General features: G+C 66.0%; 23 protein-coding genes. 12 read left to right on the forward strand and 11 right to left on the reverse strand.

What is annotated here, in order from left to right; genetic code table 11:
- Nucleotides 1-29 precede the first annotated feature (29 nt).
- The 3 genes from ABQF30_RS15220 to ABQF30_RS15230 all read left to right on the forward strand — a co-directional run bounded on the left by ABQF30_RS15220 (nt 30) and on the right by ABQF30_RS15230 (nt 2928).
- Nucleotides 30-2270 carry an acyl-CoA dehydrogenase family protein gene (locus ABQF30_RS15220; RefSeq protein ID WP_448465114.1) on the forward strand — a complete coding sequence of 747 codons (2241 nt, stop codon included), beginning with the start codon at nt 30-32 and terminating at the stop codon, nt 2268-2270.
- Nucleotides 2271-2341: 71 nt separating this feature from the next.
- Entirely contained in the window at nt 2342-2620 is a 279-nt protein-coding gene (locus ABQF30_RS15225; RefSeq protein ID WP_448465116.1) for a hypothetical protein, read from the forward strand.
- A gap of 5 nt (nt 2621-2625) precedes the next feature.
- Nucleotides 2626-2928 carry a hypothetical protein gene (locus ABQF30_RS15230; protein WP_448465118.1) on the forward strand — a complete coding sequence of 101 codons (303 nt, stop codon included), beginning with the start codon at nt 2626-2628 and terminating at the stop codon, nt 2926-2928.
- A gap of 19 nt (nt 2929-2947) precedes the next feature.
- On the opposite strand, the gene fadD2 is transcribed toward ABQF30_RS15230, so the two are convergent.
- Nucleotides 2948-4630: a long-chain-fatty-acid--CoA ligase FadD2 gene (gene fadD2, locus ABQF30_RS15235; protein ID WP_448465120.1), complete on the reverse strand. Its 1683-nt coding sequence runs from the start codon at nt 4628-4630 to the stop codon at nt 2948-2950.
- A gap of 55 nt (nt 4631-4685) precedes the next feature.
- On the opposite strand from fadD2, the gene ligD reads away from it, so the two are divergent.
- Complete coding sequence (ligD, locus tag ABQF30_RS15240; protein WP_448465122.1) at nt 4686-5912, forward strand: non-homologous end-joining DNA ligase; 1227 nt, start codon at nt 4686-4688, stop codon at nt 5910-5912.
- Here ligD and ABQF30_RS15245 read toward each other — a convergent pair.
- A complete protein-coding gene (locus tag ABQF30_RS15245) occupies nt 5809-6588 on the reverse strand; it encodes a FadR/GntR family transcriptional regulator (RefSeq protein ID WP_448465124.1) in 780 nt (259 codons plus the stop codon). The genes ligD and ABQF30_RS15245 overlap by 104 nt on opposite strands.
- A gap of 79 nt (nt 6589-6667) precedes the next feature.
- Between ABQF30_RS15245 and ABQF30_RS15250 the strand changes: the two genes are divergently transcribed.
- The 3 genes from ABQF30_RS15250 to ABQF30_RS15260 are packed head-to-tail and all read left to right on the forward strand — an operon-like array spanning nt 6668 to nt 9466.
- Entirely contained in the window at nt 6668-7402 is a 735-nt protein-coding gene (locus ABQF30_RS15250; RefSeq protein ID WP_448465126.1) for a (Fe-S)-binding protein, read from the forward strand.
- Complete coding sequence (locus tag ABQF30_RS15255) at nt 7399-8865, forward strand: LutB/LldF family L-lactate oxidation iron-sulfur protein (RefSeq protein ID WP_448465128.1); 1467 nt, start codon at nt 7399-7401, stop codon at nt 8863-8865. Before ABQF30_RS15250 ends, ABQF30_RS15255 begins: the two co-directional genes overlap by 4 nt.
- A complete protein-coding gene (locus tag ABQF30_RS15260; protein WP_448465130.1) occupies nt 8858-9466 on the forward strand; it encodes a LutC/YkgG family protein in 609 nt (202 codons plus the stop codon). The genes ABQF30_RS15255 and ABQF30_RS15260 overlap by 8 nt, the downstream gene beginning before the upstream one ends.
- Nucleotides 9467-10091: 625 nt before the next feature.
- Here the strand turns inward: ABQF30_RS15260 and ABQF30_RS15265 are convergent.
- Genes ABQF30_RS15265 through ABQF30_RS15290 form a run of 6 tightly spaced genes read right to left on the reverse strand, consistent with a single transcriptional unit; the run spans nt 10092 to nt 17467 of the window.
- Nucleotides 10092-11084, reverse strand: a complete 993-nt coding sequence (locus ABQF30_RS15265; protein ID WP_448465866.1) for a LacI family DNA-binding transcriptional regulator — start codon at nt 11082-11084, stop codon at nt 10092-10094.
- A 16-nt stretch (nt 11085-11100) separates the two neighbouring features.
- Nucleotides 11101-12543, reverse strand: coding sequence for a rhamnulokinase (locus ABQF30_RS15270; RefSeq protein ID WP_448465132.1), 1443 nt, complete (start codon nt 12541-12543; stop codon nt 11101-11103).
- Between the two features lie 60 nt (nt 12544-12603).
- Nucleotides 12604-14649, reverse strand: coding sequence for a bifunctional aldolase/short-chain dehydrogenase (locus ABQF30_RS15275; RefSeq protein ID WP_448465134.1), 2046 nt, complete (start codon nt 14647-14649; stop codon nt 12604-12606).
- Between the two features lie 3 nt (nt 14650-14652).
- Nucleotides 14653-15816: an L-rhamnose isomerase gene (gene rhaI / locus ABQF30_RS15280; protein ID WP_448465136.1), complete on the reverse strand. Its 1164-nt coding sequence runs from the start codon at nt 15814-15816 to the stop codon at nt 14653-14655.
- Entirely contained in the window at nt 15813-17123 is a 1311-nt protein-coding gene (locus tag ABQF30_RS15285; protein ID WP_448465138.1) for an MFS transporter, read from the reverse strand. The genes rhaI and ABQF30_RS15285 overlap by 4 nt, the downstream gene beginning before the upstream one ends.
- 11 nt (nt 17124-17134) lie before the next feature.
- The gene (locus ABQF30_RS15290) at nt 17135-17467 is read right to left on the reverse strand and encodes an L-rhamnose mutarotase (protein ID WP_448465140.1); all 333 of its coding nucleotides are present in this window, start codon (nt 17465-17467) and stop codon (nt 17135-17137) included.
- Nucleotides 17468-17710: 243 nt separating this feature from the next.
- Here ABQF30_RS15290 and ABQF30_RS15295 point away from each other — a divergent pair, with 243 nt between their 5' ends.
- From ABQF30_RS15295 to ABQF30_RS15305, 3 genes are all read left to right on the forward strand, one after another.
- Nucleotides 17711-18160, forward strand: coding sequence for an STAS domain-containing protein (locus tag ABQF30_RS15295; RefSeq protein WP_448465142.1), 450 nt, complete (start codon nt 17711-17713; stop codon nt 18158-18160).
- Nucleotides 18161-18316: 156 nt separating this feature from the next.
- The gene (locus tag ABQF30_RS15300; RefSeq protein WP_448465144.1) at nt 18317-18697 is read left to right on the forward strand and encodes a carboxymuconolactone decarboxylase family protein; all 381 of its coding nucleotides are present in this window, start codon (nt 18317-18319) and stop codon (nt 18695-18697) included.
- A 3-nt stretch (nt 18698-18700) separates the two neighbouring features.
- Nucleotides 18701-19591: an NAD(P)-dependent oxidoreductase gene (locus ABQF30_RS15305; RefSeq protein ID WP_448465146.1), complete on the forward strand. Its 891-nt coding sequence runs from the start codon at nt 18701-18703 to the stop codon at nt 19589-19591.
- 145 nt (nt 19592-19736) lie between these two features.
- On the opposite strand, the gene ABQF30_RS15310 is transcribed toward ABQF30_RS15305, so the two are convergent.
- Nucleotides 19737-20582 (reverse strand): hypothetical protein, encoded by an 846-nt coding sequence (locus ABQF30_RS15310; RefSeq protein WP_448465148.1) that lies wholly within the window; start codon nt 20580-20582, stop codon nt 19737-19739.
- 252 nt (nt 20583-20834) lie between these two features.
- A complete protein-coding gene (locus ABQF30_RS15315) occupies nt 20835-22049 on the reverse strand; it encodes a CaiB/BaiF CoA transferase family protein (RefSeq protein WP_448465868.1) in 1215 nt (404 codons plus the stop codon).
- A 162-nt stretch (nt 22050-22211) separates the two neighbouring features.
- Here ABQF30_RS15315 and ABQF30_RS15320 point away from each other — a divergent pair, with 162 nt between their 5' ends.
- Both ABQF30_RS15320 and ABQF30_RS15325 read left to right on the forward strand, forming a co-directional pair.
- Nucleotides 22212-24104, forward strand: coding sequence for an acyl-CoA dehydrogenase family protein (locus ABQF30_RS15320; RefSeq protein WP_448465150.1), 1893 nt, complete (start codon nt 22212-22214; stop codon nt 24102-24104).
- Between the two features lie 67 nt (nt 24105-24171).
- Nucleotides 24172-24450, forward strand: a complete 279-nt coding sequence (locus ABQF30_RS15325) for a hypothetical protein (RefSeq protein WP_448465152.1) — start codon at nt 24172-24174, stop codon at nt 24448-24450.
- Here ABQF30_RS15325 and ABQF30_RS15330 read toward each other — a convergent pair.
- A complete protein-coding gene (locus ABQF30_RS15330) occupies nt 24422-25885 on the reverse strand; it encodes an NAD-dependent succinate-semialdehyde dehydrogenase (protein ID WP_448465154.1) in 1464 nt (487 codons plus the stop codon). The two genes, ABQF30_RS15325 and ABQF30_RS15330, sit on opposite strands and share 29 nt — an antisense overlap.
- Between the last annotated feature and the right edge of the window lie 6 nt (nt 25886-25891).

Consider the following 25891-nt stretch of genomic DNA (forward strand, 5'->3'; position numbering starts at 1 on the left):
TAGGGAAATGCCGCCAATGGAGGTAACGCATGCCCATTGCGATCACGTCTGAGCACACTGATCTGGCCGATTCGGTCCGGTCGTTCGTCGCACGGACGGCCCCGTCCGAGGTGCTGCACGAGGCGCTGGAAACCCCGGTCTCGAATCCTCCCCCGTATTGGAAGGCCGCGGCCGACCAAGGCCTGCAGGGTCTGCATCTGGCCGAATCCGTTGGCGGACAAGGTTTCGGCATCTTGGAGTTGGCCATCGCGCTGGCCGAGTTCGGGTACGGCGCGGTGCCAGGGCCTTTCGTCTCGTCGGCGATCGCCAGCACGCTCATCTCCGCCAACGACCCCGATGCCAAGGTGCTCAACGAGTTGGCCTCCGGCGAGACCATCGCCGCGTACGCCATCGACTCCGGCCTCACCGCAACCCGCCACGGTGACGGGCTCGTCATCCGCGGCGAGGTACGGGCCGTGCCTGCCGCCGCCCAGGCGTCGATTCTGGTGCTGCCCGTCGCGATCGATTCCGGCGAGGAGTGGGTGATCCTCGACGCCGACCAGTTGGAGATCGAACCGGTCAAAAGCGTCGATCCGCTGCGTCCGTTGGCCCATGTGCGCGCCAATGCCGTCGAGGTGACCTCCAACGAGGAAGCGGCGCGGGTCCTGTCGAACTTGAGCCGGCCGTTGGCGCGGGCGCTGATCTCCACGCTGTTGTCCGCAGAGTCGATCGGCGTCGCGCGGTGGGCCACCGACACGGCAACCGAGTACGCCAAGATCCGCGAGCAGTTCGGCAGGCCCATCGGCCAGTTCCAGGCCATCAAGCACAAATGCGCCGGGATGGCCGCCGACACCGAGCGCGCCACCGCGGCGGTATGGGACGCTGCCCGCGCACTCGACGAGGCCGGCGAACGTGGTTTCGGAGGGCAGGAGCGAAACGACCCGGGAATCGATTCGGCCGAGTCGCATTTCGAGTTCGCGGCGGCGGTTGCCGCCACCCTGGCCCCGGCTGCGGCGCAGCACTGCATGCAGGACTGCATCCAGGTGCACGGTGGTATCGGCTTCACCTGGGAGCACGACACCAACGTCTACTATCGCCGCGCGCTGCTGCTGGCCGCCTGCTTCGGCCGGGCCGCCGACTACCCGCAGCAGGTGGTGGACACCGCGACCGGCACCGGAATACGTCCGGTCGATATCGACCTGGATCCCGACACCGAGAAGCTGCGCGACGAGATCCGCGCGGAAGTCGCTGGGCTGAAAGAGCTTCCGCGTGACGAGCGCACCACGGCCATCGCCGAGGGCGGTTGGGTGCAGCCACATCTCCCGAAACCGTGGGGCCGGGCCGCCGAGCCGATCGAGCAGATCATCATCGCCCAGGAGTTCTCCGCGGGCCGGGTCAAGCGCCCGCAGATGGGCATCGCGTCGTGGATCATCCCGTCGATCGTGGCGTTCGGCACCGACGAGCAGAAGCAGCGCTTCCTGCCGCCGACGTTCCGTGGCGAAATGATCTGGTGCCAGCTGTTTTCCGAGCCCGGTGCCGGTTCTGACCTGGCCAGCCTGACCACCAAGGCAACCAAGGTCGACGGCGGCTGGCGCATCACCGGGCAGAAGATCTGGACCACCGGTGCGCAGTACTCGGCGTGGGGCGCCCTGTTGGCAAGAACCGACCCCAAGGCACCGAAGCACAACGGCATCACCTATTTCCTGCTCGATATGAACTCGCCGGGCGTCGAGGTCAAGCCGTTGCGCGAGCTGACCGGCAACGCGATGTTCAACACGGTGTTCATCGACGACGTGTTCGTGCCCGACGATTTGGTGCTCGGCGAGGTCGACCGGGGTTGGGAGGTCAGCCGCAACACCCTGACCAATGAGCGTGTGTCGATCGGCAGCAGTGAGCCGCCGTTCCTGGCCAACCTCGATCAGTTCGTGCAGTTCCTGGCCGACGGCCACTTTGACCAGATCGAGCAGAACCGTGCCGGTCAGCTGATCGCGGAGGGTCATGCCGCCAAGGTGCTCAACCTGCGGTCCACCCTGCTGACCCTGGCGGGGGGCGATCCCATGCCCGCGGCGGCGATCTCCAAGCTGCTGTCGATGAAGACCGGTCAGGGCTACGCGGAGTTCGCGGTGGCGACCTTCGGCACCGACGGGGCTATCGGCGACAGCGAGCAGGAGCCGGGCCGATGGGCCGAGTATCTGCTGGCCAGCCGGGCCACCACGATCTACGGCGGCACCACCGAGGTGCAGCTCAACATCATCGCCGAGCGTCTGCTGGGACTGCCCCGAGACCCGTAATTTCGTCTGCTCGTCGAGTTCACGGCGTACCGTCTGAAATAGCTGGCTAACGGAAACGGTTGGCACTGATGATGGGTACTTCGAGACAACGGTTGATGCGCGCCGCAGGCACTGCGGCGGCGGCGTTCGCGCTGATCGCCGGGCCGTCGGTGGTAATGACCCAGACCGCCCCCGCAGCGCAGGCACGGCCATGTGTAAACGGCGTCGTCCCGTGGAACCCCTACATCGTGAACTGCAATCTGCCACCCAGGACCGGTCCCAAGGTGCGCGGTGCCGCTCCCGACGCTGGGGCGATCATCGCGTGCCGGGACAGGCCAGGCTGCCTGGGCTGGTACGTCAACGGGCCGTGAGATCTATGACCAATGATGTTGAAAAGCGCTGGCACGATCCGAGCATGTTCCGCTCGGCCGTCACCTACGTGGCGGTCGTCGCTGCCGTCGCCGGCGTCGCGCTTGCGTTCTACGCCTTCGACCGTTCGCTGATCGCGGCGATCCTGGTCCCGACCATCACGTTCGTCGGAGGGGTCGGCGCGATGTTCCGGACCTACCAGGTGTGGCGGGCCCAAGGCACCTGGCCGATCTGGCAGGGCGCCGGCTGGTTCCTGCTCGCCCTCTCGCTGGTGTGTCTGGCCGTACCCGGCTCAGCGATGTTGTCGTGACGCCATTCCCGCGGAAGAACTAGTCCACTTCCAAATTGCGCAACTCGCGCTTGAGGATCTTGCCCGTCGGGTTGCGCGGCAGTTCGTCGAGGAAGACCACCTCGCGCGGGACCTTGTAGCGGGCCAGGTGTTCCTTGACGTAGCTCTTGATCGCGTCCTCGTCGACGCTGGCCCCCTCGGACTTGACGACGAACGCTCGCAACCGGTGACCCCACTCTTTGTCCTCGACGCCCAACGCGGTCGCCTCGACGACATCGGGATGTCCGCTGATCAAATCCTCGACCTCGGCAGGGAACACATTCTCGCCGCCGGACACGATCATCTCGTCGTCACGTCCGCTGACGTAGAGCAGGCCATGCTGGTCGAAGTATCCGACGTCGCCCGACGACAGCAACCCGTCGATGATCTGTTTACCGCCGCCGCCGGTGTAGCCCTGGAAGGGGAAGGTGTTGCCGACGAAAATCCGCCCGACCTCGCCCTGTGGCACCTCGTTGCCGTCGTCGTCGAGAATCTTGACCCGCACACCCTTGACCACGGGGCCGACGGTCGCCGGGTTGATCGACAGATCACGCGGCCGGGCGATGCTCGCGAACGCGATCTCGGTCGAGCCGTACAGGTTGTAGATGATCGGGCCGAGATCCTTGAGCGCCCGGGTCGCGAGCTCGGCACCCAGTTGAGAACCGGAGACGAACACGATCCGCAGCGACGACAGATTCGGCTTGGGCGTGGCCTGGTCGAGGTAGTCCAGAATGCGGGACAGCATCACGGGAACCACCACCATGGCCGTCACCTTGTACTTCTCGATGTCGTCGAGCACGGTCGCGGGTTTGAATCGGCGGCGCAGCACCAGCGTCGAACCCAGCATCATCGCGATGGTGCCGTGCAGGAATCCGAGTGCGTGGAACATCGGCGACGGCAGCGAGGTCACCTCACCGGCCTTGAACGGCACATGCGACAGCACGCCGCCGACCGGCGCCAGCGACGGCGGGGTACTGCGGTTGGCGCCCTTCGGTGTTCCGGTGGTGCCGCTGGTCAGAATGATGATTGACGAATGCTTGGTCACCTTGGGCGCAGGCTTGCCGTTGCTGCGGGCGATGACATCGGCGAGGGTCTCGTCGGTGCTGCCTGACGGTTCTTCCTTGTTGTCCGGGTTGGTGCCGAGCGCGCGCAGCTTGCCCAATTCCGGTTCGGCCTGCGCGACGGCCGGCGTGTACTCGTCGTCGTAGATGATCACCTTGGCGCCTTCACGCTCGGCCACCTCCTTGATCTGGGGCCCGGAGAACTCGCTGTTGAGCAGGATGATGCGGGCACCGGCACGGGCTGCGCCGTACACCGACACCAGGAACCACCGGTGGTTGCGCGCCAGGATGGCCACCCCGTCGCCGCCTGTGACACCCATCGTGCGCAGTTCGTTGGCAACGGCATGCGCGGCCGCGTCGAGTTCACCGAACGTCATCTCGCCTTCGTCGTCGATGACCGCGGTGCGGTTGGGGTGCCGACGGGCATTGAGCGCCGGAATCATTCCGATCTCACCCCAGCGACGGATGTCGGCGACCATCGCCGCCATGTTCTGCGGCGGCTCCAGCTTGAGCGCGCCCGCCTCGAACATCTTGCGGGCATAGTGCAGTTCGGCGGCGCCGCGGTCGAGGTACTGCTTGGCTTTCGCCGTCACTTGCGCTGGCAAATCAGACAGACTTGGCATGACGTCACAATATGTGACAGCCATCGCACCCGGGGTGAGTAACTACGATGGGCTGATGGCCGGTGCACTGTCGCTGGAGTTTGACGGCCTGCCGGTGTCGGTCACCAACCCGGACAAGGTCGTTTTCCCTGATGCGCGCGTCACCAAGCTGGACTTGATCAACTATTACCGCGCAGTCGCCGACGGCGCCCTGCGCGGCGTCCATGGCCGGCCCATGATCCTCAAACGCTTCGTCAAGGGCATCTCGGAGGAAGCCATCTTCCAGAAGCGGGCGCCCGAGAAACGCCCGGACTACATCGACGTCGCCGAGCTCAAGTACCGGTCGGGTACGTCGGCCAAGGAGGCCGTCATTCGCGACGCCGCCGGACTGGCCTGGGCGGTGAACCTCGGTTGCGTGGACCTCAACCCGCATCCCGTCCGGGCCGACGACTTGGAGCATCCCGACGAATTGCGGGTCGATCTGGATCCCATGCCCGGTGTGGACTGGCGCCAGATCGTAGAGGTCGCGTTGGTGGCGCGCGAGGTCTTGGAGGATCACGGCCTGACCGCGTGGCCCAAGACGTCGGGTTCCCGCGGCTTTCATATCTACGCCCGCATCGAGCGGCGCTGGCCGTTCAAGCAGGTACGCCTGGCGGCGCAGACAGTCGCACGTGAAGTGGAGCGTCGCGCCCCGGACCTGTCCACTGCGCGCTGGTGGAAGGAGGAACGCGAAGGTGTGTTCGTCGACTTCAACCAGAACGCGTTCGACCGCACGGTCGCCTCGGCGTATTCGGTGCGGGCGACCCCGGATGCCCGGGTGTCCACTCCGTTGCTCTGGGACGAGGTAGCCGACTGCCGGGCCGAAGCATTCACGATCGCCACCGTGCCCGAGCGGTTCGCCGAACTCGGCGATCCGTGGGAAGGCATGGACACCGCAGTGGGCGGGCTGGACGCCCTGCTGACGCTCGCGCAGGAACTGGGGCCGGCCGAGAAGGCTCCCAAGGGCGCCTCGCGCGACGGCCGACGCCAATCAGCGATGCCTCTCATCGAGATCGCCCGCACCAAGACCAAGGACGAGGCGATGGCTGCGCTCGACATCTGGCGGGAGCGGTACCCGGCGGTGGCCGAAAGGCTTGAGCCCGTGGACATTCTGGTCGACGGCATGCGTGGACCGAGTTCGATCTGGTACCGGATCCGGATCAATCTGCAGCATGTGCCGGAAGCTGACCGGCCCGCGCAGGAGGAGCTGATCGCCGACTACAGCCCGTGGGAGCACTATTCGGGCGCGCAGTGGCGCCGCTGATCAGATCCACGTAGCCCTGGATGTGCGCCCGGGCCAACTCGGCGGCCTTGTTCCCCTGGCCGCGGCCCAGGGCAGTGACGATGCCGCGATGCTCACAGCGCAGATTCGACGCGACGCCGGCCCAGTCGTCGAGCAGCGGCACCCCTGCCAGAACGTAGCCCTGTATCGGGCCACGCAGCGCGGCCATCACCGCCTCGACCACCGCATTGCCGGCCAGCGCGGCGAGCGCCACATGGAAGTCCGCGTCGAGCCGGTGGAACTCCTCGGGCTGAAGCGACGCGTCGTCCATGGCGTCGAGCCTGGCCTTCACCGCGGTCAGATCCGGGCGAGGCGTGCGGGCGCCGGCATCACGTAAGGCCGAGGTCTCCAACAGGATTCGAGTGCTCACGAGATCCTCGATGGGCAGGGCCCTGGTCGCGGTGTGCAGCCGCAATGCCGATCCGATGGAGGTTGCGGCGTCGGCGGTGACGATGGCACCGGAGTCGGGGCCGGAACCGGCGGCGGTGCGGATCACGCCCATGGCCTCCAGCACCCGGATCGCCTCGCGCACCGAAGCTCTGCTGACCGACAGGGTCTCGGCCAGCGCACGCTCGGCCGGGAGTCGGTCCCCCACGGCGAGGGTGCCGGCGACCAGATCCCGTTCGATCCGGTCCAGCACCAGTTCGTGTGCGCGCATGGCGATGAGAATAGCGCCTTTCGCTGGTGTGGTCTGACCACACGCGCTAATGTGGTCAGACCACAGCCTAGGAGTGTCCATGCGAATCGCCCTGTTCGCGACCTGCCTGGCGGACGCGCTCTTCCCACCCGCCGCCATCGCGACCGTCCAGCTGCTTGAGCGGCTGGGCCACCAGGTCGTCTTTCCGTCCGGCCAAACCTGTTGCGGCCAAATGCATATCAACACCGGATACCTCAAAGAGGCACTCGGTGTGGTGCGCAATCACGTCGAGGTGTTCGAGAACGCCGACTGCGACGCGGTCGTCGCACCGTCCGGGTCGTGCGTCGGCTCGGTGCGCCATCAGCACGCCATGGTGGCCCGCCGGGGTGGCGATGAGGATCTTGCCGTCCGCGCCGACGCCATCGCGACGCGCACCTATGAACTGTCGGAGTTCCTGGTCGACGTGCTGGGTGTCGACGACGTCGGCGCCTACTACCCGCACCGCGTCACCTACCATCCGACCTGTCATTCGTTGCGGATGCTCGGTGTCGGCGACAAACCGCTGCGCCTGCTGCGCAACGTGCGGGGGCTCACCCTGGTGGAACTGCCTGCCGCCGATTCCTGTTGCGGTTTCGGTGGGACGTTCGCGATCAAGAACTCCGACACCTCCACCGCCATGCTCGCCGACAAGATGGGCCACATCCTCGATACCGGCGCCGAGGTGTGCAGTGCCGGCGACTCGTCGTGCCTGATGCACATCGGTGGCGGGTTGAGCCGGTTACGGTCCGGGGTGCGCACGGTGCACCTGGCCGAAATCCTGGCGGCCGGAGCATGACCACGTTCCTCGGCAATCCGGGCGTCGGCAATCTGCGTGGCGACGAGTCCTTCCCGAAGGCCGCGCGCACCGCCCTCGCGAACTCCCAACTACGACGCAACATCGGCCACGCCACCCACACCATCCGGGCCAAACGGATCAACGCCGTGGCCGAATGCGCTGACTGGGAGGAACTGCGCGCCGCAGGCAGCGCACTCAAGCAGGACGTCATGGCCCGACTCCCGGAGCTTCTCGAGCAATTGGAACGCAACGTCAATGAGCGCGGCGGGGTGGTGCACTGGGCCCGCGACGCCCACGAGGCCAATCAGATTGTCGCGGAATTGATCCGGGCCACCGGGTCGGACGAGGTCGTCAAGGTCAAGTCGATGGCCACCCAGGAGATCGGGCTCAACGAGTACCTGGAAGCTCAGGGCATCGCCGCATTCGAGACCGACCTTGCCGAGCTGATCGTGCAACTGGGCCATGACAAGCCGAGCCATATCCTGGTGCCGGCGATTCACCGCAACCGTGCTGAGATTCGGGAGATCTTCACCCGCGAGATGCCCGACGCCGGCGAGCTGACCGACGAACCCCGGGTGCTGGCGATGGCGGCCCGGGCACATCTGCGCCGTAAATTCCTGACCGCGAAGGTGGCGGTGAGCGGCGCGAATTTCGGTGTGGCCGAGACGGGCACACTCGCGGTGGTGGAGTCGGAAGGCAACGGGCGCATGTGCCTCACGTTGCCGCAGACGCTGATCACCGTGATGGGCATCGAGAAGATCGTGCCGACGTTCGCCGATCTCGAAGTCTTTATGCAACTACTGCCCCGCTCGTCGACGGCCGAGCGGATGAACCCGTACACCTCGATGTGGACCGGCGTGCATCCTGATGACGGGCCACAGGAGTTTCATCTGGTCCTGCTGGACAACGGCCGCACCCGCGTCCTGTCCGATGAGGTGGGACGTGCTGCGCTGCATTGCATCCGGTGCAGCGCGTGTCTGAACGTCTGCCCGGTGTACGAACGCACCGGCGGGCACGCCTATGGTTCGGTGTACCCGGGCCCCATCGGGGCGATCCTGAGCCCGCAGCTGACCGGAACCACCGGCCATGACGATCCCAATGCCAGCCTGCCGTATGCGTCTTCATTGTGTGGCGCGTGCTTCGAGGCCTGCCCGGTGCGCATCGACATCCCGGCGATCCTGGTGCACCTGCGGGCCGCTCAGGTGGACTCCGAACGCGGCGGGTTTCCCGGCGGTCAGGACCTGGCGATGAAGGCCGCGGGCTGGGCGATGGCCGGAGCGGGACGATTCTCGTTGGCGGAGAAGGCTCTCGGAGCCGGGCGCCTGATCGCGGGTAAGGACCATCGAATCTCCGCACTGCCCTGGCCCGCCTCCAAATGGACGAGCAGCCGCGACATCCCGGAACCACCGAAAGAGACATTCCGCCAGTGGTGGAAACGCACGCATGGAGACAGCGATGACTGACGCCAGATCGGCAGTGCTCGGCCGGATCCGGGCGGCGCTCGCTGCGGCACCGCCTGCCGCGGTGGTGGTGCCCCGCGACTATGACCACGAACCGTTGCGAGGTGCGGGCGACGTTGAGCGGTTCGCCGAGACCGTCGCGGAGTATCGGGCGCGCGTGCATCGCATTGCATCCACCGAGATCGCCGCGACAATACGCGAACTCGTGGATCCCGACGCGACAGTCGTCATACCCGCCGATCTGCCTGCCGATTGGGCGACGGGTCTGCGGACCATTGCCGACGAACCCATGCTGAGCGTCGATTTCCTCGACGGCGTCGATGCGGTGCTGACGGGTTGCGCCGTGGGTATCGCCGCGACAGGAACGATCGTGCTCGACGCGGGGCCCGCGCAGGGCCGTCGCGCGCTCACCCTGGTGCCCGATCACCACATCTGCGTGGTGCGCGCCGATCAGATCGTCGACACCGTGCCGCAGGGTTTCGCCGCGTTGCAGGCCACCCGGCCGTTGACCTTCATCTCGGGCCCCAGTGCCACCAGCGATATCGAGTTGGAACGTGTCGAGGGTGTGCACGGGCCGCGCACGCTCGACGTCCTGATCGTCTAGACGCGCATCGTGTTGCCAGGCTCTGCCCAGGATGTGTCGTTACGCCCGACTGTGAGCGACAAAGTCGCGGAAATCGCCTCAGGCGCAACGTTTATCACTCCAACGCCACGCTGTGAACGACGCCAGCCTCTGAGGCATCATCGGTCACATCAACCTCATGATTTGGCGTGCCCGCATTACAGCGACACTGTCGCTGACTAGGTGGAAACTCAATAATTCTGAAAAGCAATGGTATTCAGGTGATAGCGCAATTCGAGGTCGTGCTGCACCATGTCGGCCCTTAGGCCGCGGATTGCAGTCACCACGTGACTGCAATCCTGGACCTAGACGCTTTTCGCCCGACGGGAGCCCTCGCCGAGCGCCGGCCAGTCAGCAGCGCTGCGGCGCCCGCCCCGAATTGAAACCCATTGCCGCTGCACCACATACACTGCCCGCCCTAGTCAGCGACAGTGTCGCTAATAGCCGGGCAGCCCAAATGGCGAGACTGACGGGGCTACTGAGGCGCCAGTAAACTAAAGCGCCTCGCGGAGTGAGCTGGCGTAACTCACGTTGCCACTGAGGCGATTTCAGCGACACTGTCGCTACTAGCCGGGCACAACGACACAGCCGAGCCCAGCGCCCGCAGCTAGCCCGTCGACCCCCGCACAATCAATTCCGGTTGGAACACCACATGTTTCGGGCGGCGGCGCTCGGAATCCTCCGAGGCGGCGATCAGCAGATCCACGGCAGTCGTGCCTATCGCACGGGTGGGCTGCCGCACCGACGTCAGCGGGATCACCGCCGAGCGCGCGAAGTCGATGTCGTCATAGCCCACCAACGCCATATCCTCGGGCACCCGCAGATCGCCGATCAGACTCAACGCCTGCAACACGCCGATCGCCAGCAGGTCGTTGGCGCAGAACACCGCGTCGGGACGATTCCGCCGGGGGCGTTCTCGCAGCTGCTCCCCTACCGCACGGCCGGCCAGCACGCTCGGCGCCTCGGTGTCGATGATCTCCAGTCGTGCGCCAGGTGTTTCAGCCACCGCGTCGCCGGCCCCGCGGCGTCGGTCCCGGATCTGGCGAAGTGTGGAAGGACCGCCGACGAAGGCGATGTTGCGCCGGCCTATCGCGCACAGATGTTCAACCGCCAGGCGCGCACCGGCCACGTCGTCGACCGCGACCGAGTCGAACGGGGTTCCGCTGCCGTCGCGGTCGACAAGCACCACCGGGGTGCCCCGCTCGCGCAGTGCGGTCAGCCGGTCCAGATCTTCACTGACCGGGGAGACCAGCAGCCCGAAAACCCGTTGCTCGTCGAACGCGTCGATGTAGGCGCGTTCGCGATGGGCGTCGTCGTCGGACGTGCCGAGCAGAATCGTCAGATTGTGGTCGCGGGCACGCTGTTCGGCGGCGCGGGCGACATCGGTGAAGAACGGGTTGCCGATATCCAGCACCACCAGCCCGACACTGCGGGACCGACCCGCCTTGAGTTGACGGGCCGCATCGTTGCGGACGAACCCCAACTTGTCGATGGCGTCCTGCACCCGTGCGACGGTGGCAGGCGCGACCTTGTCCGGTGCGTTGAGCACGTTGGAGACCGTGCCGACCGACACCGATGCCGCGGCGGCGACCTCTCGCATGCTCACCACGTCACCATCACACCATGGCGGCGGCCCGGCTGGTCCGCGGCAGGTACCGCCGGGGTGGAAACCATCGGGAAGCAAGCGCACGCAGGTCCGCCAACCCACCGCTTACGATGCCTTGCGCGCGGGCGGTGAGCAGCACGTTGCCCAGCGCGGTGGCCTCGACCGGGCCGGCCATCAGCGGCATGCCGAGCCGATCGGCGGTGAGCTGGCACAGGAGCTCGTTCTGGGAGCCACCGCCGACCATGTGCACCGTTGTGACCTCGACCCCGGACAGTTCGGCCGCCGCGCAGACCGCCGATGCGAATGCCGCTGCAAGACTTTCGAGGATCGTGCGCACCACCTGCACCGGCCCGTCCGGCGCCGGCAGGCCGCGTTCGGTGTACCAATCGGCAATCCGCGCGGCCATGTCGCCAGGTGGCAGGAAGCGAGGGTCGTTGGTGTCGAACACGTCGCGCGGTGCGGGTGTCTGCGCCGCACGGGCCAGCAGTTCGGTGAGCTCCACGGGATGCCCGTCGCGTTCGTACTGCCGGAGGGTTTCGCTGAGCAGCCACAGGCCCATCACGTTGTGCAGGAAGCGGATCCGACCGTCGGCGCCGACCTCGTTGGTGAAGTTGGCAGCGCGGCCGGCCTCGGTTGTCACCGGCGCGGGCAGCTCGACACCGACCAGACCCCAGGTGCCGCACGAGATGTAGGCAGCGTGGTCGGCGTCCATGGGAATCGCGGCGACGGCCGACGCGGTGTCGTGGGAGGCCACCGAGACGACCTCGGTCTGCATGCCCAATTGGGTTGCGACCGCGGGCAGTAACGGCCCACGGCTGCTGCCGGCGTCCACCACCGCGGGGAACAGCGTGTGCGGCAGTCCCAGTCGGGTCATCAGGTCACGATCCCAGTCCCCGTCGAGCCCCAGTAGCCCGGTGGTCGAGGCATTTGTCCGTTCGGCAACCCGCTCACCGGTCAGCCAGTAGGTCACCAGATCGGGAACGAGCAGCACGGTGTCGGCCAGGTCGAGGAGACCATTGGCCCGCTCGTCGGCGAGCTGATAGATGGTGTTGAACGGGAGGAACTGTATACCGTTGCGCTGGTAAAGCTCTGGCATCCCGATGACATCGTGCACGAGGTCGACGCCGCGTTCGGTCCGGGCGTCGCGGTAATGCATCGGCTGCGACAGTAGCCGGCCGTCCCGCAGCAGACCGTAGTCGACGGCCCAGGAGTCGACGCCGATGCCGACCAGGTTGTCGCATTCCCGGCCGGCGCGCGCCAGCCCCTCCACCACATGCCCGTACAGGCCGGGAATGTCCCAGTGCAACGCATTCCGCGTGCCGTCCCACAACCGGACCGGATCATTGGCGAACCGCGCCAGGGTGCGCATGCTCAACCGGTCGCCGTCGATGTCGGCGACCATGACGCGGCCGCTCGTCGCACCGAGGTCGACGGCTGCTACCTGCGCACTCATCTGAGCCCTTTGCTCTTCGCGCAAGCGCTCATCGGAGCCCTTTGCTCTTCGCGCAAGCGCTCATCGGAGGAATGCCGCCGCGACACCAGCATCCACCGGTACATGCAACCCGGTGGTGTGCGAGAAGTCCGACGTGCACAGCGCGAAGGCCGCGTTGGCGATATTCTCCGGCAGCACCTCACGCTTCAGCAGGGTGCGCTGCGCGTAGTACTTGCCAAGCTCCTCCTCGGGAACCCCGTACACCGCGGCGCGCTTGGCTCCCCAGCCGCCGGCGAAGATCCCGGAGCCGCGCACCACGCCGTCGGGGTTGATGCCGTTGACCTTGACACCGTGCTCGCCGAGTTCGGCGGCCAGCAACCGAACTTGATGTGCCTGATCGGCTTTCGTCGCCGAGTAGGCGATGTTGTTGGGGCCGGCGAACACCGAGTTCTTCGAAGAGATGTAGATGATGTCACCGCCGAGCTTCTGGTCGATGAGCGCGCGCGCTGCGGCCTTGGACACCAGGAACGACCCGCGGGCCATCACGTTGTGCTGCAGGTCCCAGTCGGCGGCAGTGGTGTCCAGCAACGACTTCGACAGCGACAGCCCGGCGTTGTTGACGACGATGTCGATGCCGCCGAACGCCAGGACCGTCGCGTCGATGGCCGCCTGCACCGCGCATTCGTCGGTGACGTCGGCGGCGATCCCGACGGCGACATCACTGTTCCCGATTTCTGTGCCGATTTCTAAGGCAGCCGCTTCCGCCTTCTCACCGTCGAGGTCGGCGATCACCACGCACGCCCCTTCGGCGGCCAACCGCGTCGCGATCGCCTTGCCGATCCCCGACGCCGCGCCGGTGACCAACGCGATGCGGGTGGCCAACGGTTTGGGCTTGGGCATCCGGGCCAGCTTGGCTTCCTCCAGCGCCCAGTACTCGATGCGGAACTTCTCCGACTCGTCGATGGGCGCGTACGTGGAGATGGCCTCCGCGCCGCGCATGACATTGATGGCGTTGAGGTAGAACTCGCCGGCAACCCGTGCGGTCTGTTTGTCCTTGCCATAGCTGAACATTCCGACGCCGGGGATCAGCACGATGGCCGGGTCGGCACCGCGAATGGCAGGGCTGTCGGCAGTGGCGTGCCGGTCGTAGTACGCCTGGTAGTCGACGCGGTAGGCATCGTGCAGGTCGGCCAGCCGAGCCTTGCAGTCCTCGATCGGCGCATTGGCAGGCAGGTCTAGCACGAGCGGCTTGACCTTGGTGCGTAGGAAGTGGTCGGGGCAGCTGGTGCCCAGCGCCGCCAGCCGGGGATGCTCACTGGCAGCGAGGAATTCGAGGACCCGAGGATCATCGGTGAAATGGCCGACCTGCGGCTTGTCCGTGGAGGCCAGCCCGCGGATGAACGGGGCGAGTTCGGCAGCCTTCGTGCGGCGCTGCTCATCGGGGAGCGGTCCGTAACCGGGCAACTCGGGACCGAACGGTGCGCGACGGCCGTGCTCAGCGAGGTAGCGCTCGGCGGTTTCGATGATCTCCAGCGAATGCGCCTCCGCCTCGGCCGATGTCGTGCCCCATGCGGTGATGCCGTGGCCGCCCAGGATGGTGCCGATCGCCTGCGGGTTGCTTCGCTTGATCTGGGCGATGTCCAGCCCGAGTTGGAAGCCCGGCCGCCGCCACGGCACCCACACCACGCGGTCACCGAAGATCTGTTTGGTCAGGGCTTCGCCATCTGCGGCGGTCGCAAGCGCGATGCCCGAATCGGGGTGCAGGTGGTCGACGTGGTCGGCATCCACCAGGCCGTGCATCGCGGTGTCGATCGACGGGGCGGCCCCGCCACGGCCGTGCAGGCAGTAGTCGAACGCGGCCACCATCTCGTCTTCGCGGTCCACCCCGGGATACACGTCGACCAGTGCACGCATCCGGTCCAGCCGCAGCACCGCAAGCCCGTTCTCCGTCAGGGTGCCGAGGTCGCCCCCGGATCCCTTGACCCACAACAGTTCCACCGGTTCTCCAGTGACGGGGTCGATGTCGGTGCCCTTCGCCGAGGTGTTGCCGCCGGCGTAGTTGGTGTTCTTCGGATCGGCGCCGAGCCGGTTGGACCGGGCGATCAGTTCGACGACAGTTTCGTTCATCTCTCAAGCTCCCCACGAAGATTGCGTTCCGCCGGCACGTTCGGCGTTGATGGTGTGCTGGTACCCCGACGCGGCGAAGGCCGCCATCGGATCGCCGGGCAGACCCCGGTCGACGCGCCAGCGGGCCAGCGCGGGGCGGACGTCGGTGTAGAAGGCGTCCATGAAGATTCCGTTGGCGCCCAACACGTCTCCGTCCTCCTGGGCGACGCGCATCGCGGCGGTGTCGACCAGCAGCGCGCGGGCTGTCATCTCCTGGACGTTGAGCACCGACCGGATCTGGCCGGGGATCTTGGCTTCGACGTTGTGGCACTGGTCGAGCATCAGCGCCACCGTCGACGAGCTGCCCAGTCCCCCGCCGCGGATGACCTCGAACATGATCCGGAACAACTGGAACGGGTCGGCGGCGCCGACGATGAGGTCGTCGTCGGCGTAGAAGCGGGAGTTGAAGTCGAACGAGCCGAGCTTCCCGAGCCTCAGCAGCTGCGCCACGATGAACTCGATATTGGTTCCCGGAGCATGGTGTCCGGTGTCGAGGCACACCATCGCTCGGTCACCGAGTGTGCTCACCTGGGCGTACGAGGTACCCCAGTCCGGCACGTCGGTCATGTACATGGCAGGCTCGAAGAACTTGTACTCCAACACCATTCGCTGATCGGGTCCGATGTGCTGGTAGATCGACGCCAGCGATTCGGCCAACCGGTCCTGGCGGCCGCGAATATCGCCCTGGCCGGGGTAGTTGGTCCCGTCGGCCAGCCAGATTTTCAGGTCGCGAGACCCGGTCTGGTTCATGATCTCGATGCAGGCGAGATGGTGGTCTATGGCCTTCTGGCGCACCGCCTTGTCGGTGTGGGTCAGGCTGCCGAACTTGTAGTCGTCGTCCTGGAAGGTGTTGGAGTTGATGGTGCCCAGTTCGACGCCCTGCTCGTCGGCATAGGCGCCGAGGGCGGCGTAGTCGTCGACCGTGTCCCACGGGATGTGCAACGCCACACGAGGCGCCAGTCCGGTCAGCCGGTGCACCATGGCCGCGTCGGCGATCTTCTCCTCGACGGTGCGCGGCGTTCCCGGCGTGCCGAACACCTTGAACCGGGTGCCGGAGTTGCCAAAGGCCCAGGACGGCAGCTCGATCGCAAGATTGTCCAGCATCGGATGCAGGTTGATGATGCTCATGCCGGGGTCCTTTCCAATGAGGGGCTCACGGGGGCGCCGTAGCGTTCGACCTCGATCTCCCGCAGGGTTCTCCCACGGGTGGACGGGGCGCCGACGGCACCGATCACCAAGGCGACGGTGAGCAGTGCGACCAGGAGTACTCCGACGGCGGTGAGGCCGGTGGCCGCAAGCAGAGTCGGGAAGAAGTAGCTCAGCAAGCCGGTCGCGGTCCGGACGACGAAGAACATCACGCCCTGGGCACTGGCCCGGTACGGCGTGGCGAACAACTCGCTGGCCCACAGGCTGTAGAAGGCCTGGGCGCCGATGCCCGACGAGATGCCCCACAGCACAGCGAACGCGAGCATCGTCGGCACCCCGTTGTCGGTGAATGCCACCAGCACCACCCACGCCACGATCCCGAGCGCCGCGCCGATCACGTAGAGCAGGCGCTGCGACATCCGGTCGGCGTAGCGCATGAAGCCGAAGTAGGTGGCCAGGACGGTGCAGCCCCAGACCAGGACCTGGAGCAGGTTCTGCGCGACCGGGGAGTGCAGACCGGCGGTGTCGTAGACGCGCGGCATGAAGATGCCCGCCTGCCCGGCCACGGTGTTCCAGAACAGGTAGATGCCACCGAGGAACAACAGCGCGGTGATGTTGACCCGCTTCGAGAACAGGCCCCGTAGGCCGCGCAGGCCGACGGCGGACGCGACCTCGCGCGGTTCGGCCTTGGCCTCTTCGGTCCAGATCTGCGATTCGACCAGGCCCTGACGGATCCACCAGACAACGGCCGCGACCACGAAGAGGTGCACGAAGATCAACCGCGAGCCGAGCAGCCCGAGTGGCGCCAGCGCCGCGGCGAGTGCGAATCCGATGAGGGGTCCGGTCGACCATGCCAGCTGCGCGGTGCCGACGTGCTTGGCGCGCTCGGTCGACGGCGCCTGCTCGGCAATGTAGGTCCACGACGCCGGTACGCCCGCACCGACGGCGACCCCGGTGATCACGAACGCCGCGAGCAGCATGGTGTAGTTGACCGCGCATGCGGCCAGCAGGACGCCGACCATGTACACCAGCAGGTCGTAGGTGTAGATGGCCTTGCGCCCGAAGCGGTCACACAGCGGCCCGCCCAGGATGGCCCCGATGGCTGCGCCGAACGCGTTGGCGCTCAACGCGGCGAGTAGGCCGACGGCAAAGTTGCTGATACCGAACTCGGCCTGCCAGAACGCCAGGCTGGTGGCGATGGCGATGATCGACCCGGCCTCGATGTAGTTGGACATCGCGACCGAGATGGTGGCCCGCCAGCCAGTGGTGGAGCGCGCTCCGATTTTCATGGGTTCCCAGTTCAGTCGAGGTGGAAGTATTCGAACAGTGGCCGCATCTGCTCGTCAGGGTTGGCACCGTCGACGAAGTACTCGGCCATGCCGGCCTGCCATCGCGCGTTGACGTCGGCCTCGGCCATCCGCTTCTGCGCGAGCGCGAAGTCGTCGGTCTCCAGGTAGCCGACGACGAGCCCGTCTCTCTCGCGCACGAACAGCGAGTAATTGCGCCATCCGGCAGTCGTGAGCGCATCGAGCATGTCCGGCCACACCTCCTCGTGCACCGTGAGGTACTCGTCCATCCTGTCCGGCCGGAGCTGGAGGAGGAAGCACACGCGCTGCGTGGATGCGGCAGTCATAGATCCCTTTGATTGAAACGTTTCAATACGTGATGGCGGTCACGCTAAACCACACGCAACGACAGCGTCAAGAGGATCTGGCCGCATCGAAACCCGAATCTTGCTACCGACCAGTACCGCTGAGGTTCTTAGCAAAGCATTAACGGCAGCACCCCGCTGCCTTAGATTGCCCGCATAGCGTGATCATCAGGTTGAAGCGACGAAGCGCAACCGCCAGCGAGAGAACCCGACGGGAGGCTGATCATGACCATCACGAGCAACACCCCGGCATCGGATCATCATTTTCGGTACGGCAATCCGGCAGTGATCTGCGACGGCGCCTCAATGCGGGCGCATTGCCGTCAACTGGCGACCGTGGTGACGGTCAAGGGAGACATCAGCAGCGCGAACCTTGAGTTCATCGCGTCATACGTCAGCCGGTTCATCATTCCGGAGAAGCCGTTCGCCCTCGACTTGAGCGGTGTCAACAGCTTTGACTCACAAGCACTTTCATTGTTCTACGACATCGATGAGCGGTGTGGTGCCGAAGGTGTGGACTGGGCAGTGATCGCAAGCCCCTCCGTGGTCGCCGAACTGCGACTGCAGGATGCGGGTGTTCCGCTGACGGCATCGGTGCCCGAGGCCCTCCACCACTTCGCCGAAGGCAATCTGGCGCGTCGCCGGTTGCTACCCCTGCTTACCAAGAGCGCCTGAGAGAAAGGCACACCCACATGCTGATCGACCTTCGATGGCTGACCGTCCTGCTGCACCGGCGGCGTCGGGCGGTTCCCCCACCGCTCGTCGCCTGCTGAGCGCTCTTGACGTAGCCGGCTAAGCCGGCAACTTCACGGAACCCTATCGTCGCCAGGCATGGACCAAGCCACCTACGACAAGGGCCGTGAGATTCGCTCCGCGGTACTTGGCGACACATACGTCGCACAGGCCGCTGCCAATGCAGATGACTTCAACAAACCACTGCAAGATTTGGTAACCGAATATTGCTGGGGTGCGGTTTGGGGCCGGGACGGTCTGAGCCTTACGACCAGGAGCATGTTGAACCTGGCGATGATTTCTGTGCTCAACCGTCCGCACGAACTGCGCACCCATATCCGTGGCGCGCTGACCAACGGAGTCACCCGCGAGGAGATCCGCGAGGTCTTCCTGCAGGTCGCCGTCTATGCAGGCGTGCCCGCCGGAGTCGACAGCTTCCGGATCGCCCGCGAAGTCTTCGCCGAACTCGACGAGCAGTAAGCCGTGGACATCGGTTTCATCGGGCTCGGCAACATGGGCTTCCCGATGGCTCGGCGGCTGATCGACGCGGGTCACCGCGTCGTGGTGTGCGATGCGCGCGCAGAGTCCGTCGACCGGGCGGTGACGATGGGTGCCGAGGCGGCGAGAAGTCCCCGCGAAGTCGCCGACCGCTGCGAGACGGTGCTGGCCAGCTTGCCGACGCCGCAGGTGTCGATCGCGGTGGCCACCGGTGACGACGGTGTCATCGCGGGTACGCGCGTCAAACGTTTTCTCGATCTGTCGACGGTCGGTAGTCAGACCGCCGAGCAGATCCACACCGCCCTCGCCGCGCGTGGCATCGCGGCGCTCGACTGCCCGGTCAGCGGAGGCGTCGGCGGAGCAGAAAAGGGCACGTTGGCGCTGATGGTCTCCGGTTCACGGGCCGACTTCGGCGTCGTCAGGCCCGCGCTCGAGGCACTCGGCCGGCCCTTCTTCGTCGGCGAGAAACCCGGCGCCGCGCAGACCATGAAATTGGTGAACAACATCATGGCCGCGACCACGCTGGCGGCGACCGCCGAAGTGATGGTGATGGGCGTCAAGGCCGGCCTGGACCCCGCGGTGATGATCGACGTCCTCAACGCCGGGTCGGGCGCCACCCATGCCAGCCGCGACAAATTCCCCAGGGCGGTGCTCCCCCGCACCTTCGACTTCGGCTTCGCCACCGGCCTCATGGTCAAGGATGTGCGGTTGTACCTCCAGGAGGCGAAGGCCCTCGGCCTGCCCACCGAGATCGCCGAGACCGTGGCCGCACTGTGGGAAACCACGTTGGACCAGGAAGGTCCGGAGTCGGATTTCACCTCGATCGTCAAACCCGCCGAGGCGGCCGCCGGGGTGATCGTCGGCAGGAAGACTTAGCGGGCGTCACCGTGCTGCCTCTCCCTTGTCACGCTGGAGTGGCGGTCACCCTCGACAGCCACACTAGCGTGACAAAGTGAGGCGACAGGGCCGCTCTCCGATCTCCACTGTCATACCGGAGCGACGCTCAAGCCCGACAGCCACGCTAGCGTGACAAGCGGGCGGCCCGGGCCGCGCAGACACGCCGAATGATCTCGTTCCGCTGCTCTCCCTTGGAGACTCGCACGTTGAGCCATCCGACGCGCTGAATCCGTTCCGCTCGCCTGAGGTCCCATCGATACTGCCAGTCGCTGAGGCGATGTTGCTCGCCGTCGTACTCGACGGAGACTTTGATGTCTTTCCAGCCCATATCGAGATACGCGAACGGATCACCTGGTCCGTCATACACCGGGATCTGTGTCTGCGGCCTGGGCATTCCGTCGTCGATAATCATCAGCCGCAACCACGTCTCCTTCGGCGACTGCCCGCCGCTGTCCATGAGATCGACCGCGACGCGTGCCAGTTGAACGCCCCGTCGCCTGGCATAGCGCTGTAACAGAAGCTCGACGTCGGCCGCCTTCAGATCGGTCGCCGCGGCGAGTGCGTCAAGGGATTCCACAGCCAAATCCCTTGGGTACCAACAACCTATGTCAAGAGCTGTGCGCGCCAGCGTCGTCACCGGGACGCCCTTGTAGAGGGTGATCTCGTCTTGCTCAATCCGCTCAGTCCGAACCTTAAGTCCCGCCAGCGGATTCCGGTTGGAGTGAAGCATCTCCAGTGGCGCATCAAGGTCGACCCACTTCGCACCGTACAGCGCCGAGGCGGACCTACCTGCGATGATGCCCCGCCGTCGGGACCACAGCCACCCGGCATGCGCGCGTATTTGAGGAGTCAATTCAGTACCCGGACTGACGTAAACATCACGAAAGACCCTGGTGTACTTGGTCCGCAGTGCACTTTTTCGAATCTCGCCGGATGCGACTACCTCACTTCCGACAAACGGTTCCCCCATAGCGAAAAAGTGTGCAGCGCAGCTCCATATCTGTCACAGCAGTTATCCACAGGCACGCTCGTCACGCTGGAGTGACACTCGTTATCCACAGCCATCCTGGCGTGACAGTCGTCCCACAACTGCGGAAGGTCTAGCCTCCCTTCCCGATGCCTCCACTCCCCTTGTCACGCTGGAGTGGCGCTCGCCCTCGACAGCCACGCTAGCGTGACAAATGGACAAATGAGAGCATCATCGGCCTCTGCACGAGCAAACTTAGGCGATCGCGCCGGAGTCCTTGAGTTCGGCAATCCGGTCCCAATCCATCCCGAGCTCCATCAACACCAACTCGGTGTGCTCGGAAGCCTGTGGGGCACGCGTGGTTTCGAGCGGCTCGTGGTTGAACTGCACCGGCCCGCGGACCACCCGGAACGGCTTTCCGCCGTCAGTGGCCTCGACCTCGACGATCATGTCGTTGGCGATGGCCTGCTCGTCGGTGGCGAGGTCGACGAGGCTCTGGAAAGGCGCCCACTGGCCGCGCATCGTCTTGAGGTGCTCGCGCCAGTAGTCGAACGGCTTGCTTCGGATCGAGTCCGCGATCAATTCCACGGCTGCCGCGGCGTTCTCGATCAGCGGCATAACGTCCGAGAAGCGCGGATCGTCGGCAAGCTCCGGCAGACCGAGGTGCTCGAAGGCGTCACGGATGTAACCGGTGGGGCTGACGATGCACAGGTTGATGGTCCCGCCGTCGGAGGTGAGGTAGTTGCCGAGGAAGGGATTCACCGACGGGGAAACCGAATCCGGCATCAGCGAGCGCATCGTCTCACCGGTCTCCATGCCCTGGGTCACGCTGGCGCCCGCGGCCCACCAGGCCGTGCTGAGCAGCGAGACGTCGATCTCGGCCGTCTCACCCGTGCGCTCCCGGTGGAACAGCGCCGCCGAGATGCCGCCCGCGATGTTCATCCCGCCGATCGAGTCGCCGAACGCCGGGATGCCCTGCGACAGGGCGCCACCGATCTCCTCGGGAGTGAGTGCGTGGCCGACACCGCTGCGTGTCCAGAACGCGGTGCCGTCGAAGCCCCCGACCAGCCGCTCCGGCCCCTTGTCGCCGTACGCACTGCCGCGGGCGTAGATGATGTTCGGGTTCACCGCGCGAATGTGCTCCACGTCGAACTTGTTCTTCTGGCGCTGCGCCGGCATGTAGTTGGTCAGAAACACGTCTGCGGTCTTGGCGATCTCGTACAGGACTTCCTGACCGTCGGGTGTCGATACGTCGATGCCGACGCTGCGCTTACCCCGGTTGGGATGCTCGATGAGGGGATGCCGGTTGGGGTCGAGCTCATGGCCGCCCATGTTGATGAAGCCGCGTTGAGTGTCGCCGCGCACCGGATGCTCGACCTTGATGACGTCGGCTCCCCAGTCGGCGAGGATTGCACCCGCCGCCGGCACGAACGTGAACTGTGCCACCTCAAGAACCCGGACACCCTGCATTACCTTGATCAACGCGGCCCCTAACCGTTGTACTTACAGTAACTGTACCGAGTCCTGTCGGCCGGTCGAGCGCAGGCCGGACCGCATGAGCTGACGGTTTGCGGGGTATGCAACTCCGCACGGCGTTGCCGTCGAGTAGGGCCCGACTCATGGAGGTCTGCGATGACCGTTACCGGAGAAGTCAACGAACGACAGGCCAGGCAGGTTGCCGAGGAGGCGCGCGAGGCGCAGTGGCACCAGCCCAGTTTCGGCAAGGAGTTGTTCCTCGGCAGATTGCAGTTGGATCTGGTTCATCCGCATCCGCGGGGCTCGGGGGAGGCGACGGAGCGTGGTGAGACCTTTCTGGCCAAACTGCGGCAGTTCTGTGAATCGCAGATCGACGCTGCCGCGATCGAACGGGACGCGCAGGTCCCCGACGACGTGATCCGGGGTTTGAAGGAACTCGGCGCGTTCGGCATGAAGATCGGCACCGAGTACGACGGGCTCGGTCTGTCGCAGGTGTACTACAACAGGGCGCTCGCCCTGGTCGGCTCGGTGCATCCCGCACTCGGCGCGTTGCTTTCCGCACACCAGTCGATCGGCGTACCGCAGCCGATCTCGATGTTCGGGACCGACGAGCAGAAGCGGACCTGGCTGCCGCGGTGCACCCGGGAGATCAGTGCGTTCCTGCTCACCGAGCCGGATGTGGGCAGCGATCCGGCGCGGCTACACGCCACCGCCACACCGGACGGCGACGACTACCTGCTCAACGGCGTCAAGCTGTGGACCACCAACGGCGTCATCGCCGGCCTGCTGGTGGTGATGGCTCAGGTGCCGCCAAGCGAGGGACACCGCGGCGGCATCACCGCGTTCGTCGTCGAAGCCGACGCGCCCGGCATCGTCGTCACGAACCGCAACGCATTCATGGGGCTGCGCGGCATCGAGAACGGACTGACCAGGCTGACCGACGTGCGGGTCCCGGCAGCCAACCGGATCGGTAAGGAGGGCGAGGGCCTCAAGATCGCACTGTCCACTCTCAATGTGGGACGGCTGTCGCTCCCCGCAGTGTGCGTCGGCGCGTCGAAGTGGTGTCTGAAGATCGCCCGCGAATGGTCGAAGGAACGCGTGCAGTGGGGCCGGCCGGTCGGAGAGCACGACGCGGTGGCCGGCAAGGTGGCGTTCATCGCGGCGACCGCCTACGGGCAAGATGCGATGGTCGAGCTCGCAAGCGAGCTAGCCGACGCCGGACGCACCGACATCCGGATCGAGGCCGCGCTGGCCAAGCTTTACAGCTCGGAGATGACGTGGTTGGTCGCCGACGAGCTGGTGCAGATTCGGGGCGGCCGTGGCTTCGAGACCGCCGAGTCGCTGGCCGCCCGCGGCGAGCGCGGAGTGCCCGTCGAGCAGATCCTGCGCGATATGCGGATCAACCGGATCTTCGAAGGTTCCACGGAGATCATGCATCTGATGCTTGCCCGCGAGGCGGTGGACGCGCATCTGGCGGTGGCCGGCGACATCATCGACCCGGACGCCGACGTGCGGCACAAGGCCCGAGCCGCCGCGCAGGCCGGCAAGTTCTATGCGCGCTGGCTGCCCACCCTGGTGACCGGGAAAGGCCAGCTGCCAACATCGTTCACCGAGTTCGGTTCCCTGGCCGAACATCTGCGCTACGTCGAACGGGCCAGCCGGAAACTGGCCCGAAGCACCTTCTATGCGATGTCCCGGTGGCAGGGCAAGCTGGAACACAAGCAGCGGTTCCTGGGCCGCATCGTGGATATCGGCGCCGAACTGTTCGCAATGACCGCGGCCTGTGTCCGGGCCCGGCGCGACGGGTCGGCTGATACCGCAACGGAACTCGCCGACGCGTTCTGCCGCCAGGCCCGGGTGCGGGTCGAGCGGTTGTTCGACCAGCTCTGGAACAACAGCGACGACTCCGACCGGACATTGGCCCGTGGCGTGCTCGCCGGTCGCTACACCTGGCTGGAGGACGGGATCATCGACCCGTCGATCGAGGGACCGTGGATCGCTCAGGAGGGTGGCGACGTGATGGACGACGTGCACCGGGTTATCCGCTGATGAGCTATTGCGGACGGCAGCGATGGACATCCGTGATCACCGGCTCAGCCGGATAGAAGCGCGTCAGATGAGCCGGCGATTCGCCGGGGTCGGCGTCGCGATCACTGCGGCGCGCCTTCGCGAGATCGCCGCAGGTGCGCCTGCAAGCGATGCCGAACTGACGAATGTCGAATTCGGCGTTATGGCATGTGAACTCATGCACGACAAGCACCTCGCCAAGATCGAACGTGGCAAGCGCAGTTGCACGATGTGCCTCGTCGTCGTCGGCATGAGCCTCGTGATGTTCAGCTCGCTGTTGTGCATTTTCTGGCTGTTGCTCATCCTGATGATGCAGACGCCATACTGAAGTATTGGGTCTCCTGGAATTCGTGCAGCCCCTCGCGGGCTCCTTCGCGGCCCAGCCCGCTCTGCTTCATCCCGCCGAACGGAGCCGACGGGTCCGAAACGATGCCGCGGTTGATGCCCACCATGCCGGCGTCGAAAGACTCCGCGAGCAGCAGCGCATCCTGCAGCCGTCCTGCATAGACGTATGCGGCCAAACCGTATTCGGTGTCGTTCACCCAACGCAGGAGGTCCTCCTCGTTCTCCCAGACCACCACGGGAGCAACGGGTCCGAAGATCTCGTCGGCCAGGATCGCGGCATCCGGTGCCACGCCGGTGAGCAGCGTCGGCGCGACGAACCAACCCTCGGCGGGCGCTTCCGCGGCAGCCGCGACGACGGCTCCATCGGCCACTGCGGCATCGATCGCGGCCGTAACCCGCTGCGCGGCGCGCGCACTCACCAACGGCCCAACCTGCGAAGCCGGATCCGACGCCGGCCCGACCCGCAATGCGGCCACCTCGGCACCGAACGCGGTCACGAACTCGTCAACCACCGAAGCATGCACGTAGAACCGATTGGCCGCCGTGCAGGCCTGCCCGCCACCGCGGAACTTGGCCACCATCGCGCCCTGTACGGCTGCGGAGATGTCAGCATCACCGGTCACCACGAACGGCGCATTGCCACCGAGTTCCATGCTGGCGTTGACAATCCGATCAGCTGCCTGCTTGAGCAGCACCCGCCCGACCCCGGTGGATCCGGTGAACGACACCTTGCGGACCCGCTCGTCGGCCAGCCATGCCGACACGACCGCGCCCGCATCGGCGGTCGGGACCACGTTGACCACACCGCCGGGAACCCCGGCGTCCGACAGGATCCCGGCGATCGCCAACGCCGTCAGGGGCGTCTCGGCCGCCGGCTTCAGCACGACGACGCACCCGGCGGCCAGCGCGGGTGCGATCTTGCGGGTGGCCATGGCCGCCGGAAAGTTCCATGGTGTCACCAGAGCTGCAACGCCAACGGGCTTGTGTGTCACCAAGGTCCGCGCGCCGCCGGCCGGGCTGATGCCGTAGGCACCGTCGGTGCGCACGGCTTCCTCGCTGAACCAGCGGAAGAACTCTGCGGCATACCCCACCTCGGCGCGGGCATCGGCCTGCGATTTGCCGTTCTCCGCACAGATCAACGCCACCAGGCGGTCGGCGTCGGCGAGCATCAGATCATAGGCCCGGCGCAGGATTTCGCTGCGCTCACGCGGACTGGTGGTCGCCCAGCCGCGGAAGGCCTGGTGGGCCGCGTCGACGGCGGACTGCGCGTCGGCCACGGTGCCGTCGGCGACCTCGGCGATCACCTGGCCGGTGGCCGGATCGTGCACCTCGAAGGTTGCCGCGGCACCGTGAGCGCTGTCGTCGATGAGGATGCCGTGCTTGGCGTCGAGTTCGGCGATGAGGTTCTGGATGGTCACGGTGTC

It is taken from the genome of Mycolicibacterium sp. XJ870, assembly GCF_053483975.1.